The organism is Pantoea sp. X-Soil-YNGN-775 (genome assembly GCF_059730575.1).
Genome location: NZ_AP035945.1, coordinates 3,352,346 through 3,366,796, shown reverse-complemented (window position 1 = coordinate 3,366,796; position 14,451 = coordinate 3,352,346). Strand labels below are relative to the sequence as shown.

The 14,451-nt window shown below is 55.4% G+C and carries 13 protein-coding genes; 11 read left to right on the top strand and 2 right to left on the bottom strand.

Annotated elements, in window-relative coordinates:
- The first annotated feature begins 60 nt into the window (after positions 1-60).
- Together speB and AC6I8I_RS15640 are read left to right on the top strand one after the other, a co-directional pair.
- Entirely contained in the window at positions 61-981 is a 921-nt protein-coding gene (gene speB, locus AC6I8I_RS15645; RefSeq protein ID WP_312055990.1) for an agmatinase, read from the top strand.
- Between the two features lie 217 nt (positions 982-1,198).
- Positions 1,199-1,609: a YidB family protein gene (locus tag AC6I8I_RS15640; protein ID WP_312055991.1), complete on the top strand. Its 411-nt coding sequence runs from the start codon at positions 1,199-1,201 to the stop codon at positions 1,607-1,609.
- Positions 1,610-1,668: 59 nt separating this feature from the next.
- Here AC6I8I_RS15640 and loiP read toward each other — a convergent pair whose 3' ends face one another.
- A complete protein-coding gene (gene loiP / locus AC6I8I_RS15635) occupies positions 1,669-2,424 on the bottom strand; it encodes a metalloprotease LoiP (protein ID WP_312055992.1) in 756 nt (251 codons plus the stop codon).
- A gap of 271 nt (positions 2,425-2,695) precedes the next feature.
- Between loiP and tkt the strand changes: the two genes are divergently transcribed.
- The 7 genes from tkt (at position 2,696) to AC6I8I_RS15600 (ending at position 11,110) form a co-directional block, all read left to right on the top strand.
- Entirely contained in the window at positions 2,696-4,690 is a 1,995-nt protein-coding gene (gene tkt / locus AC6I8I_RS15630; protein WP_312055993.1) for a transketolase, read from the top strand.
- 308 nt (positions 4,691-4,998) lie between these two features.
- Positions 4,999-6,018, top strand: a complete 1,020-nt coding sequence (gene epd, locus AC6I8I_RS15625) for an erythrose-4-phosphate dehydrogenase (protein WP_497828049.1) — start codon at positions 4,999-5,001, stop codon at positions 6,016-6,018.
- A 51-nt stretch (positions 6,019-6,069) separates the two neighbouring features.
- Positions 6,070-7,233, top strand: coding sequence for a phosphoglycerate kinase (gene pgk / locus AC6I8I_RS15620; RefSeq protein ID WP_031375766.1), 1,164 nt, complete (start codon positions 6,070-6,072; stop codon positions 7,231-7,233).
- 105 nt (positions 7,234-7,338) lie between these two features.
- Positions 7,339-8,418 (top strand): class II fructose-bisphosphate aldolase, encoded by a 1,080-nt coding sequence (gene fbaA / locus AC6I8I_RS15615; protein ID WP_031375765.1) that lies wholly within the window; start codon positions 7,339-7,341, stop codon positions 8,416-8,418.
- A gap of 192 nt (positions 8,419-8,610) precedes the next feature.
- The gene (mscS, locus tag AC6I8I_RS15610; protein ID WP_312055995.1) at positions 8,611-9,492 is read left to right on the top strand and encodes a small-conductance mechanosensitive channel MscS; all 882 of its coding nucleotides are present in this window, start codon (positions 8,611-8,613) and stop codon (positions 9,490-9,492) included.
- Between the two features lie 127 nt (positions 9,493-9,619).
- Positions 9,620-10,243 (top strand): arginine exporter ArgO, encoded by a 624-nt coding sequence (gene argO / locus AC6I8I_RS15605; RefSeq protein ID WP_312055996.1) that lies wholly within the window; start codon positions 9,620-9,622, stop codon positions 10,241-10,243.
- A gap of 144 nt (positions 10,244-10,387) precedes the next feature.
- Positions 10,388-11,110 (top strand): oxidative stress defense protein, encoded by a 723-nt coding sequence (locus tag AC6I8I_RS15600; protein WP_031375762.1) that lies wholly within the window; start codon positions 10,388-10,390, stop codon positions 11,108-11,110.
- Positions 11,111-11,146: 36 nt separating this feature from the next.
- Here AC6I8I_RS15600 and AC6I8I_RS15595 read toward each other — a convergent pair whose 3' ends face one another.
- The gene (locus AC6I8I_RS15595; RefSeq protein WP_009087111.1) at positions 11,147-12,052 is read right to left on the bottom strand and encodes a LysR family transcriptional regulator ArgP; all 906 of its coding nucleotides are present in this window, start codon (positions 12,050-12,052) and stop codon (positions 11,147-11,149) included.
- Between the two features lie 182 nt (positions 12,053-12,234).
- On the opposite strand from AC6I8I_RS15595, the gene rpiA reads away from it, so the two are divergent.
- Together rpiA and serA are read left to right on the top strand one after the other, a co-directional pair.
- Positions 12,235-12,894 carry a ribose-5-phosphate isomerase RpiA gene (gene rpiA / locus AC6I8I_RS15590; RefSeq protein WP_312758482.1) on the top strand — a complete coding sequence of 220 codons (660 nt, stop codon included), beginning with the start codon at positions 12,235-12,237 and terminating at the stop codon, positions 12,892-12,894.
- 279 nt (positions 12,895-13,173) lie between these two features.
- Positions 13,174-14,412, top strand: a complete 1,239-nt coding sequence (gene serA / locus AC6I8I_RS15585) for a phosphoglycerate dehydrogenase (protein WP_312758480.1) — start codon at positions 13,174-13,176, stop codon at positions 14,410-14,412.
- Positions 14,413-14,451 lie beyond the last annotated feature (39 nt).

The following is a 14,451-nucleotide window of genomic DNA, read 5'->3' as shown; positions in this document are numbered from 1 at the left end:
CATCTATAGCTTAATGGCTCGCGGGCCTGGCCCGACGGATGCCAACAGAGAGGACGATCTATGTACAATACCCTCGGCAACCAGTACGACAACTCCCTGGTCTCAAACGCCTTTGGTTTCATGCGCTTCCCGCTCAACTTCCAGCCTTACGACAGCGATGCAGAGTGGGTGATCACCGGCGTTCCATTTGACGCCGCCACCTCGGGCCGTCCCGGCAGCCGTCTGGGCCCGGGTGCTATCCGTCAGATCTCAACCAACCTTGCGTGGGAAGGTTGCCGCTGGCCGTGGGATTTCGATCTGCGTCAGCGCCTGAAGGTGGTTGACTGTGGCGACCTGGTTTATGCCTTTGGTGACTCACAGGATCTTTCTGACAAGCTGCAGGCGCATGCCGAAAAACTGCTGGCGAACGGCAAACGCATGATGACCTTTGGCGGCGACCATTATGTGACGCTGCCGCTGCTGCGCGCACATGCGAAGCACTTCGGTAAGATGGCGCTGGTTCACTTTGATGCGCATACCGATACCTATTCCAACGGCCCGACCTTCGACCACGGCACCATGTTCTTCACCGCGCCGAAAGAAGGTCTGATCGATCCACAGCACTCGGTCCAGATCGGTATCCGTACCGAGTTTGATCAGAGCCTTGGCTTCAACGTGCTGGATGCAGCGCAGGTTAACGATCGCAGCGTCGATGACATTCTGGCCGAAGTGAAACGCACCGTGGGCGATCTGCCGGTCTATCTGACCTTCGATATTGACTGCCTTGATCCGGCACACGCGCCGGGCACTGGTACGCCGGTCATTGGCGGACTGACCACCGATAAAGCCACCAAGCTGATTCGCGGTCTGCAGGGCATGAACATCGTCGGTATGGATCTGGTGGAAGTGGCGCCAGGCTACGACCACGCCGACCTGACTGCGCTGGCCGCGGCCACTCTGGCACTGGATATGCTGCACGTGCAGGCGGTCAATAAAGGCTAATGCGATACGCTGGCCGGACTGCGTAAGCCGGCCAGCTTGCCAGCACTGAAAGCGGTGTTCTGCCTGTCGGACAGACGCCGCTTTGATCGTCACCTGACGCCTCGCCCGCTGCACCATCCTCGCTTTTTAATCCCGATGATCCCCTTCAGGTACGCCAGGCGCGAACCGCTATCTGCAACTAAACTTACAGCGTAAAAATCGCAGAGTGGAGATGATCATGGGCTTTCTTGATGAACTGGCAGGCGCACTCGACGGCAGTCAGAGCGAAGGGCATCCGCCCGGGCAGTTGCAGGCGGTCTGGCACTGGGTGCAGGAGCAGGGCGGTATTGAAGTACTGCTGCATAAGTTCCAGCAGGGGGGATTAGGCGAGATATTCAGCTCGTGGATCGGCACCGGCGATAATCATCCGGTCGGCCACAGCGAGATTCAGTCGGCCTTTGGTCAGGAGGAACTGCAGTCACTGGCGGATAAGCTTGGCACCGACGTCAAAGGCGCATCGGGTACGCTGGCGGCGCTGCTGCCACAGCTGATCGATAAAATGTCGCCGCAGGGACGGATGGATGAACAGGCGCTGCACGACAATAAGCTGGATTTAGGCTCGATGGTGGATCAGATATTCAAGCGCTAGCGATCTGCCTGGCTCAGCGAGCGAAAGCGCGCACCGGGTACGCGCTCCGCAGGTAAAAGTTATTTGCTGTCTGCTGCGATGCGCTCGCGGATGTGCTGGGCGCGCGCCTCTGACGCCGGGTGCGAATCAAACATTGAACTCTGGCGTCCCTGTTCCAGTTTTGCCAGTTTCTCGAAACTGGTCGCCAGACCCATTGGATCGATGTTGCGCTTCTTCATCAGATCGTAAGAGTAGTCATCAGCCTGGCTTTCCTGGGTCTGTGAGAACTGAGCATTGACCAGTTTTTCACCCAGTTCGCCAAGCTGCGACTGCGACAGTGAACCGATCACCCCACCGACCGAGGCGGCAGCCGTGCGGGCGGCGGTGGTAGCATACGCCAGCTGCATCGCTTTGCGGGTATGGCCCAGCGCCACGTGGCCCATCTCATGGCCCAGCACGCCTTCCACTTCGTTGTCATCCATCATATCCATCAGGCCGCTATAGACGCGAATACAGCCATTGGCCATCGCCCAGGCATTGACGTCTTTGGTCTGATACACCTTGTAGTTAGCCGGTACGCCATTAATGTTATCGCCCAGCGCGGCGGCAATTTTATTCAGACGCTGCTGATATTCACTGCTGGCAGGTGCAACCTGATTCTCTTTGTCCATCTGCTCACAGGATTGATCGCTGAGCTGCTTCACCTGATCATCGCTCAGGGTATAGGCCTGGTAAGCCTGCGCGCCCGACTGCATCAACGCGTTATTATCTAAACCCTGACAGCCGCTCAGCAGCGTTGCCAGCCCAAGAGCGACGACCGTTTTTTGGATTTTCATTCCGTATCCCATTCATAACAAGGTAAGAAAAACAAACACCTGAAACACTGCCAGGTGATTAAACTCTTCGGTTATAGCGCGCCACTCCGCGCATTGCTAGCAGACATCGCCGGAAAAGCCAGACGAAGCGGGCAAATTTAGCGTTTTACAGCATGTACTTTTGCCATGTTTTTCATGTACATTGATCTGCAACTTTTTCCTTGTTTTGCCCGATAACTCATTAATTACAATAAGTTAAGGTGCGAAGCATTAATCCGACCTGGAGTAGAAAATGCCCTCTCGTAAAGAGCTCGCCAACGCCATTCGCGCGTTAAGTATGGATGCAGTACAGAAAGCTAAATCGGGACATCCGGGTGCCCCGATGGGCATGGCGGACATCGCTGAAGTTCTGTGGCGCGGCTACCTGAATCACAACCCAACCAATCCGCTGTGGGCCGACCGCGACCGCTTCGTGCTCTCCAACGGTCATGGCTCAATGCTGATTTATAGCCTGCTGCACCTCACCGGTTACGATCTGCCGATCAGCGAGCTGGAAAACTTCCGTCAGCTGCATTCAAAAACTCCAGGTCATCCAGAATATGGCTACACCGCAGGCGTTGAAACCACCACCGGTCCGCTGGGCCAGGGCATCGCTAACGCGGTCGGTTTCGCCATTGCTGAACGTACGCTGGCGGCACAGTTTAACCGTCCGGGCCATGACATCGTAGACCACAATACCTATGTCTTCATGGGTGATGGCTGCATGATGGAAGGTATTTCACACGAAGTCTGCTCACTGGCCGGTACCCTTAAGCTGGGCAAACTGGTGGCGTTTTATGATGACAACGGCATCTCAATCGACGGTCATATTGATGGCTGGTTCACGGATGACACGGCAAAACGCTTTGAAGCCTACGGCTGGCACGTGGTGCGTGGCGTAGATGGTCACGATTCTGATGCGATTGCTAAAGCGATCGACGAAGCGAAAAGCGTCAGCGATAAGCCGTCGCTGCTGATGTGTAAAACCGTTATCGGCTTCGGTTCACCGAACAAAGCGGGCACCCATGACTCGCACGGCGCACCGCTGGGCGATGATGAAGTCGCACTGACCCGCAAACAGCTGGGCTGGGAACACGCGCCTTTCGTTATCCCCTCTGACATCTACGCTGAGTGGGACGCTAAAGAAGCGGGCCAGGCAAAAGAAGCCGCATGGGATAAGAAATTTGCCGCTTACGCTCAGGCACACCCTGAACTGGCCGCCGAGTTCAAACGTCGCGTCAGCAATGAGCTGCCGGCAAACTGGCAGCAGGAGTCGCAGAAGTTTATCGAACAACTGCAGGCTAACCCGGCTAAAATCGCCAGCCGTAAAGCGTCACAGAATGCCATTGAAGCCTTTGGTAAAATCCTGCCGGAATATCTGGGGGGATCAGCCGATCTGGCGCCAAGCAACCTGACCATCTGGTCCGGCTCTAAGCCAATCAACGAAGACGCCGCGGGTAACTACATCCATTACGGCGTGCGTGAATTTGGTATGACCGCGATTGCTAACGGTCTGGCTCTGCACGGCGGTTTCCTGCCGTACACCGCCACCTTCCTGATGTTCGTTGAATATGCGCGTAACGCGGCGCGTATGGCGGCACTGATGAAGATCCGTCAGATCATGGTTTATACCCACGACTCAATCGGTCTGGGCGAAGATGGCCCGACTCACCAGCCGGTAGAGCAGATGGCCAGCCTGCGCACCACGCCGAACATGAGCCTGTGGCGTCCGTGTGACCAGGTTGAATCGGCAGTGGCATGGAAATATGCCATTGAGCGTAAAGATGGCCCGACAGCGCTGATCTTCTCGCGTCAGAATCTGGCGCAGCAGGAACGCAGCACTGAGCAGCTGGCTAACGTGGCGCGCGGTGGCTACGTACTGAAAGATTGCGACGCGACGCCTGAATTAATCCTGATCGCCACCGGTTCAGAAGTTGAACTGGCGGTTGGCGCCTGGGATAAACTCACCAGCGAAGGTCGTCAGGTACGCGTGGTCTCTATGCCATCAACCGATGCATTCGACAAGCAGAGTGACGCTTACCGTGAATCTGTGCTGCCGAACGCGGTCAGCGCACGCGTAGCAATCGAAGCGGGTATCGCTGATTACTGGTTCAAATATACCGGTCTGAACGGCGCTATCGTCGGCATGACCAGCTTCGGCGAATCAGCACCGGCCGATCAGCTGTTCGAAATGTTTGGCTTTACCGTCGACAACGTTGTCGCTAAAGCGAAAGCGCTGCTGGCGTAACATCCGTCAGGCGGGCTCACACCCGCCTGATTAAAATCAGGGACGCTTCAGGCGTCCTTTTCGTTTTTTATTCCTGCAGTAATAACTATCTTTTGCGCCATTTTGTGACATAGATCCAAATATACGCAGTCCGATTGATCACAATCATTCCTGTTATTCCTCCCATCCTTTATTGTGGCTGAACCGTTTCAGTTGCCGGGCAGATCGCCCCGGTTTCAGACAATGCCGGGTAAGAATCTCCTGTACAAACTACAGCGAAGCGCTCAGGCTAACGGCACGTTTTTTCCGTCTGACGTGGCAGGAGAGAAATGACCATACGGGTAGCAATAAATGGGTTTGGCCGTATTGGACGCAACGTATTGCGTGCGCTGTATGAAACCGGCCGTCGTGCTGAGATCACCGTTGTCGCCATCAATGAGCTGGCCGAAGCGACCGGTATGGCGCATCTGCTGAAATATGACACCAGCCATGGCCGTTTTGCCTTTGATGTGCGGCAGGAGCGCGACGTGATGTGGGTCGGCGGCGATACCCTGCGCATTTTACACCGCGCTGAGATTGCCGATCTGCCGTGGCGCGAACTCGATATCGACGTGGTGCTGGATTGTACCGGCGTCTACGGCTCGCGCGCCGACGGCGAAGCGCATCTGCAGGCCGGCGCGAAGAAAGTGCTGTTCTCACATCCGGGCGGCAACGATCTCGATGCCACGGTGGTGTATGGCGTCAACCAGCAGTGGCTGAAAGCGACTGACTGCATCGTCTCGAATGCTTCCTGCACCACCAACTGTATTATTCCGGTGATCAAACTGCTGGATGACGCGTTTGGTATTGAGTCCGGCACCGTCACCACCATTCATTCGGCGATGCACGATCAACAGGTGATCGATGCCTATCACAGCGATCTGCGTCGTACCCGTGCCGCCAGCCAATCGATCATTCCAGTTGATACTCGGCTGGCGGCCGGGATTACCCGTATTTTTCCGAAATTCAACGATCGCTTTGAGGCGATTGCCGTGCGCGTGCCAACGATTAACGTGACGGCGATTGATCTCAGCGTTTCTGTACGCCAGCCGGTGAAGGCGTGTGAAGTTAACGCCTTGTTGCAAAGCGCGGCAGAAGGGGCATTTCGTGGTATAGTTGACTATACGGAATTACCGTTAGTCTCAGTCGATTTTAACCATGATCCGCACAGTGCCATTGTGGACGGCACCCAAACGCGGGTCAGTGGTCAACAACTGATCAAGACCCTGGTCTGGTGTGATAACGAATGGGGCTTTGCTAACCGAATGCTCGACACGACGTTAGCAATGGCCGCAAGCGGTTTCAGGTAGGGCGCGGTTTGCGCCTGGCAAAACTTATGAGAATCAACGAGAGGGTTCACCATGTCTGTAATTAAGATGACCGATCTGGATCTTGCTGGCAAACGCGTTCTGATCCGCGCCGATCTCAACGTACCAGTGAAAGAAGGGAAAGTGACGTCAGATGCACGTATCCGTGCTTCTCTGCCTACCATCGAAGCGGCGTTGAAACAGGGCGCGAAAGTGATGGTTACCTCTCACCTGGGTCGTCCGACCGAAGGTGAATACACCGAAGAGTTCTCACTGCTGCCGGTAGTTAACTACCTGAAAGAGAAGCTGAGCGGCACTAATGTGACCCTGGCAAAAGATTACCTCGACGGCGTTGAAGTGGGCGCTGGCGAACTGGTGGTTCTGGAAAACGTTCGCTTTAACAAAGGCGAAAAGAAAGATGACGAAGCACTGTCTAAAAAATACGCTGCCCTGTGCGACGTGTTCGTGATGGATGCGTTCGGTACCGCGCACCGCGCGCAGGCTTCTACCCACGGTGTCGGCAAATTTGCCCCGATCGCCTGTGCCGGTCCGCTGCTGTCAGCAGAGCTGGAAGCGCTGGGTAAAGTGATGAGCAACCCGGAGCGTCCGCTGGTCGCCGTCGTGGGCGGTTCTAAAGTATCGACTAAATTCGACGTACTGCAGTCGCTGGTGAAAATTGCTGACACCGTTATCGTCGGTGGCGGCATCGCTAACACCTTCGTGGCTATCGACAACAACGTCGGTAAATCACTGTATGAGCCAGACTTCGTTGAAGCGGCTAAAGGCCTGCGTGACCAGTACGGTATCCCGGTTCCAACCGACTCACGCGTTGGCACGGAATTCTCTGAAACTGCCCCGGCAACCGTGAAAAAGGTTTCGGAAGTGGCGGATAACGAAGAGATTATGGACTTCGGTGACGAAACCGCTCAGGCAATGGCCGCCATTCTGAAGGAGGCTAAAACCATCCTGTGGAACGGTCCGGTTGGCGTCTTTGAGTTCCCGAACTTCCGTAAAGGCACCGAAATCGTGGCGAATGCGATTGCCGACAGCGAAGCGTTCTCGGTTGCAGGCGGCGGTGACACCTTAGCGGCCATCGACCTGTTCGGTATCGAAGATAAAATTTCTTACATCTCGACCGGCGGTGGCGCGTTCCTCGAGTTCGTGGAAGGCAAAAAACTGCCAGCCGTTGCCATGCTGGAAGAGCGTGCGAAGCAGTAATCCTTTGGGGGCGATGCCGGGTGGCATCGCCTGAAGTCTTGCCCGTCAGGGCGTTTAAATCGAGGTCCCCACAGGGGATCCACGGTCACGAAACAGGACACAATCATGTCTAAAATTTTTGATTTCGTAAAACCCGGCGTTGTCACTGGTGATGACGTACAGAAGATCTTCAAAGTTGCGAAAGAGAACAAATTCGCACTGCCAGCGGTTAACTGCGTCGGTAGCGACTCGATCAATGCAGCACTGGAAGCAGCGGCAAAAGTAAAAGCGCCGATCATTATCCAGTTCTCTAACGGCGGTGCCGCGTTTATCGCCGGTAAAGGTTTCAAAACCGACAAGCCACAGGGCGCAGCTATTTTCGGTGCTATCGCTGGCGCACACCACGTGCACCTGATGGCAGAACAGTACGGCGTGCCGGTTATCCTGCATACTGACCACTGTGCCAAGAAACTGCTGCCGTGGATCGACGGTCTGCTGGACGCAGGCGAAGAGCACTTCAAGAAAACCGGTAAGCCACTGTTCTCTTCTCACATGATCGACCTGTCTGAAGAGTCACTGGAAGAAAACATCGAAATCAGCAGCAAGTACCTGGCGCGCATGGCGAAAATCGACATGACGCTGGAAATCGAACTGGGCTGCACCGGTGGTGAAGAAGATGGCGTCGACAACAGCCACATGGACGCATCTGCACTTTACACCCAGCCAGAAGATGTTAACTACGCCTACGAAAAACTGAATGCCATCAGCCCGCGTTTCACCATCGCGGCATCATTCGGTAACGTGCACGGCGTTTATAAGCCAGGCAACGTGAAACTGACCCCAACCATTCTGCGCGATTCGCAGAAATACGTGTGTGAAAAACACGGTCTGCCGCACAACGCGCTGGACTTCGTTTTCCACGGTGGTTCAGGTTCTTCTGCTGCAGAAATCGAAGAGTCTATCAGCTACGGCGTGATCAAGATGAACATCGATACCGATACCCAATGGGCGACCTGGGACGGCATCCTGCAGTACTACAAAAAGAACGAAGGCTATCTGCAGTCGCAGCTGGGTAACCCGGAAGGCGCTGACAAGCCAAATAAAAAATACTACGACCCACGCGTCTGGCTGCGTTCAGCCCAGGCCTCTATGGTGGTCCGTCTGGAGCAGGCTTTCAAAGAGCTTAACGCTGTCGACGTACTGTAATAACCAGTGAGTTAGCGTACAAAAAAGGCCCGAAAGGGCCTTTTTTTATGCAGCTGCGGCAGAAAATTGCGGTTAAACGACCCGCTTTTTGGCGCTTCAAACAATAATTGATTACCCTAGATCACGGGGTGTCGGATTACATCTGGCAGTTTTTGTTTATTCCCGGCGGGAATCCAATTACAGGGCTTATTAATGGAAGATTTACACGTCGTCGATGGCTTATCCAACGCAGGCAGCTGGCTGGTGCGCAATCAGGCGCTGATCATCAGCTATGCCGTCAATATTGTGGCGGCCATCGCCATCATTATCGTCGGGATGATCATCGCCCGCATCATTTCTAACGCTGTAAACCGTCTGCTGCGCGCACGGCATATCGATGCCACCGTGGCTGACTTCCTCTCTGCGCTGGTACGCTACGGGGTGATTGCCTTCACCGTCATCGCGGCATTAGGGCGGATTGGAGTACAAACCGCCTCGGTGATTGCGGTACTGGGTGCGGCGGGTCTGGCCGTTGGTCTGGCGCTGCAGGGATCGCTCTCTAACCTGGCCGCTGGCGTACTGCTGGTGACCTTCCGTCCGTTCCGTACCGGCGAGTTCGTCGATCTGGGTGGCGTAATGGGAACGGTACAGCAGGTGCAGATCTTCTCAACCACCCTGAAAACGGCCGATGGTAAAGTCGTGGTGGTGCCAAACGGCAAGATTATCAGCGGCAACATCGTTAACTTCTCCCGTGAGCCAATCCGCCGGAATGAGTTCATCATTGGCGTGGCTTACGATGCGGATGTTGATGAGGTAATTGCGTTACTGCAGCAGGTGGTTGAAGCCGACAGCCGGGTGCTGAAAGAGATGGGCATTCAGATTGGCCTGAACGAACTGGCTGCCTCCTCAATGAACTTTGTGGTGCGTTGCTGGAGCAACAGCGGCGATCTGCAGAACGTCTACTGGGACTTGCTGAAGAACTTCAAGCGGGCGCTGGATGCCAAAGAGATCGGCATTCCGTATCCACAGCTGGATGTGCATCTGCATCAGCAAACTCAGCCTGACGCGGCGCCCTCTCAGGCTCAGCCGCAGTAATCCCTCTCGATGGGCGACAAGCGTCGCCCATTAATTTCTCTTATCACAGATTAATTCTTTCAATTTCCGCTAATCATCCAGCCTCTTTATACTGCACCCCATCTTAACTTTCTCGGAACTAAAACCGGTGCTGACTCTCTATTTTCAAGGGCTTGCTCTTGGTGCTGCGCTCATCCTGCCGCTGGGACCACAAAACGCGTTCGTGATGAATCAGGGCGTAAAACGTCAGTATCATCTGATGACCGCTTCACTGTGCGCGCTGAGTGATATCGTGCTGATTTGCGGCGGTATCTTTGGCGGCAGCGCCTTACTGAACCAGTCGCCGTTGCTGTTAATGCTGATTACCTGGGCCGGGGTAGCTTTTCTGCTGTGGTATGGCTGGGGCGCGCTGCGTACTGCTTTTAGCGGCAGCGTTGATTTAGGCGACGGCCAGCCGATGAAGCAGGGAAGGGCGCGGATTATCGCCACGCTGCTGGCGGTGACCTGGCTGAATCCCCACGTCTATCTCGATACCTTCGTGGTGCTGGGCAGCCTGGGCGGTCAGCTGCCGACCACTGCCGCACGTCAGTGGTTCGCCATGGGCACCATCAGCGCCTCTATTCTGTGGTTTTTTGGCCTGGCGCTGCTGGCTGCCTGGTTATCACCACGGCTGCGCACCGCCCGGGCACAGCGCATTATTAACCTGCTGGTCGGGGTGGTGATGTGGTTTATTGCGCTGCAGCTGGCGCGTCAGGGCATCGCCGGTTTTTAAACTTCACCCGAACAGGCTGCGGTAATTGCCGCGCTGAGGGCGAACTTTTGCCATAATGACCACTCAAAGCATGGCGCATACCGATGCGCTTTTGGGCTTCGCCGGTTGGAAGCCGTCATATTGACCTTTTCAAGGAGGACTTTCATGAAACTGAAAGCATTGGCTTTGGCCGCAATAATGAGCGCTGGGGCACTGCCCGGCGTACAAGCTGATGAGTTGCCGAATGGGCCGCACGTCGTGACCTCTGGCAAGGCAACGGTCGATGCCCGTCCGGACATCGCCACCTTATCCATCGTGGTTAACGTCTCATCAAAAGATGCCGCCGATGCGAAAAAGCAGGCCGATAGCCGGGTTGCGCAGTATTTCGATTTTCTGCAAAAAAATGGCATTGAGAAGAAAGATATCGATGCTGCCAACCTGAGCACCCAGCCAGAATACGATTACACCAAAGAGGGTAAATCGGTACTGAAAGGCTATCGTGCCGTGCGTCAGGTGCAGGTGACCCTGCGTCAGCTGGACAAACTCAATGACCTGCTGGATGGCGCGCTGAAATCCGGCCTGAATGAGGTTCGCAGCGTTGAGTTAGGCGTGGCAAATCCGGAAAGTTATAAACAGCAGGCCCGCAAAGCGGCGATCAAAAATGCCACTCAGCAAGCTTCAGAGCTGGCAGCCGGCTTCAACGCCCAGCTGGGATCGATCTACAGCATCCGCTATCAGGTGGCTAACTATCAGCCGATGCCGATGAACCGGATGTATAAGGCCGCCGCTGCCGCCGATACCTCGGCTCAGGAAACCTACGATCAACAAAGCATCAACTTTGACGATCAGGTCGATGTGGTGTTTGAGATCAAACCGAACACGCCATAATGCAAAACGGGGCCTGCGCCCCGTTTTCTTTTGTGGTTACGCGGCGACGTCATCCTGACGCAGCACGCGATGGCCATGCGCGATCAGCGCATCGGTCACCCGCCGCATCAGACGGCTCTCCGGCGCGAAGCGATGCCAGTAGAGCATCCGGCGCTGATAGAGGCCGGGCGTCAAATCAATCAGCTCACCGCTCGCCAGCTCACGCTCAATCTGCAAGTGCGGGATCATACAGCAGGTCGACCCCTGTCGCGCCATCTGCACAAAAGCTTCCGATGAGTTAACGATATGGCAGGGCACGCTGCCCGGCGACAAATCGAAGTTCTGCTGCAGGAACGCCTGATGCATATCATCCAGATGGTCGAATGCCACGGCAGGCGCTTTCAGCAGGGCAGAGCGGGTGACGCCGTTGGGGAAAAAGCGGTCGGCAAAGTCACGTGATGCGACAAACAGATAGTCGAGCGCACCCAGCTGATCCACCAGGCAACTCGGCAACGGCTGTGGCTGAATACTCACCGCACCGACCACTTCGCCACGGCGTAAACGCTCCTGGGTACGGGTTTCATCTTCTACCTGCAAATTCAGCCGGACCGGTGAGTCGGCCAGCACATCTTTCAGCGCAGGCAGCAGCCAGGTTGCCAGACTGTCGGCGTTGACCGCCAGCGACAGCAGCAGCGGCGTAGTACCGCTGTTTTCATCACCCAGCCACTCCTCTTCCAGCAGCTCTACCTGATGCAGCAGCGCCAGCAGCTTCTGGCCCTGTTCGGTCGGGCGGGGCGGGACGGTACGCACCAGCAGCGGCTGTCCAAACAGATTCTCCAGCTGCTTGATACGCTGTGAAACCGCCGACTGCGTGATGCATAATTTCTGTGCGGCGCGTTCAAAACCGCGTTCACGAATCACTGAATCCAGCGCCTGAAGCGTACGATAATCCGGGCGTTTCATTGTTGTTCTCTCTCCTTCAGGGTGGACGTTACTATGCCACAAAAGTGTCACCTGTGAGCGACCGGGTGTTTTTTGTGGTCTGGCTTCCAAAGCGATAAATCCGCGCCTGTCACCCGAGCATTTTCAGTCAGCCTTGTTTTATACTACGCGCACTTCGTTGTCGCACAGGTTTTAAACATACCATGACCCAGGATGAACTGAAAAAAGCCGTAGGCTGGGCTGCACTCGATTATGTGCAGCCTGGGACGGTTGTCGGCGTTGGCACCGGATCGACCGCGGCCCACTTTATTGATGCGCTCGCGACCGTCAGGCATCAGATTGAGGGCGCGGTTTCCAGTTCCGACGCCTCGACCCAGAAGCTGAAAAGCCTGGGGATTCAGGTGTTCGATCTGAACGAGATCGACGTTCTGTCGGTTTATGTCGACGGTGCCGATGAGATTAACCCGCAGATGCAGATGATCAAAGGCGGTGGCGCCGCGCTGACGCGTGAGAAAATCGTCGCCGCGGTGGCGGAAACCTTTATCTGCATTGCCGACGCCTCCAAAGAGGTCGACGTGCTGGGACGCTTTCCGCTGCCGGTTGAAGTGATCCCGATGGCGCGCAGCTACGTAGCGCGTCAGCTGGTCAGACTCGGGGGATTACCGGAATACCGTCAGAACGTGGTCACCGATAACGGCAACATTATTCTCGACGTGCATAATCTGCGCATTCTCGATCCGATCGCGCTGGAAAAAACCATCAACGCCTTGCCCGGCGTGGTCACGGTTGGTCTTTTTGCCGCACGAGGTGCCGATATCGCACTGATTGGCGGGCCTGACGGGGTTAAAACCATCAAAAAATGATCTGTCCGGCGTCAGTGCGACGCCGGTTATTTCTGTCCGCAAAACATCTTTTCTCGTCAGGGTGAAATTTGGTGACTTATGTCACATTAACGTCATCCACAGCGGGTTCGTTCTCCCTTCATCGCAGACATCACGATTTTGTACGGCAATGTGCTGTTGCTGAGCCTTGCCGTGCTGTCGGGCAGGCAATCGTTTGTATTGCCGGACGCGAATTTTTTGATATTTTGACAGAAGGCTGGCTTATGGCAGTCCTCATTGAATTCTGAATAGGGTCGGGAAATGGCAAAGGTATCACTGGAAAAAGACAAGATTAAGTTCCTGCTGGTGGAAGGTGTCCATCAGAGCGCGCTGGAAAACCTGCGGGCTGCAGGTTATACCAACATCGAATTCCACAAGGGCGCGCTGGACGCCGACGCGTTAAAAGCATCGATCCGTGATGCGCACTTTATTGGTATCCGTTCCCGCTCCCAACTCACCGAAGAGATCTTTGCCGCCGCTGAAAAGCTGGTCGCGGTCGGCTGTTTCTGCATCGGGACTAACCAGGTTGATTTGCAGGCTGCTGCCAGCCGCGGCATCCCGGTGTTTAACGCCCCATTCTCCAACACCCGCTCGGTGGCGGAACTGGTGATTGGCGAAATGCTGCTGATGCTGCGCGGCATTCCGGAAGCCAATGCCAAGGCCCACCGCGGTATCTGGAACAAGAACGCCAAAGGCTCATTTGAAGCGCGTGGCAAAAAGCTGGGCATCATCGGTTACGGCCATATCGGTATGCAGTTGGGCGTGCTGGCTGAAAGCCTGGGTATGCACGTTTTCTTTTACGATATCGAAAACAAACTGCCGCTGGGCAATGCGACTCAGGTACGCCATATGGCCGATCTGCTTAACATGAGCGATGTGGTCAGCCTGCACGTGCCGGAAACGGTCTCCACCCAGAATATGATCGGTGCCGAACAGCTGGCGCAGATGAAGCCTGGCGCACTGCTGATTAATGCTTCACGCGGTACGGTGGTGGATATTCCGGCGCTGTGCGAAGCGCTGGCCAGCAAACAGGTTGGCGGCGCAGCGATTGACGTCTTCCCGGTTGAGCCAGCGACTAACAGCGATCCGTTCATCTCACCGCTCAGTGAGTTTGATAACGTAATCCTGACGCCACACATTGGCGGATCGACCGAAGAAGCGCAGGAGAATATCGGGATTGAAGTGGCGGGTAAGCTGGCGAAATACTCCGATAACGGCTCCACGCTGTCAGCGGTCAACTTCCCGGAAGTGTCACTGCCGATGCACGGCGTCAGCGCCAGCCGTCTGCTGCACATCCATGAAAACCGTCCTGGCGTGCTGACGGCGATCAACCAGATTTTTGCTGAGCAGGGCATCAACATTGCGGCGCAGTATCTGCAGACATCGCCATTTATGGGCTATGTGGTAATTGATATCGATGCTGAGCCAGACCTGGCTGATAAAGCGTTACAGCTGATGAAAGCGATTCCGGGTACTATTCGCGCCCGTCTGCTTTACTAAGCAATATCAACCTGAAGAGGGGCTCAGTCACGTCTCTTC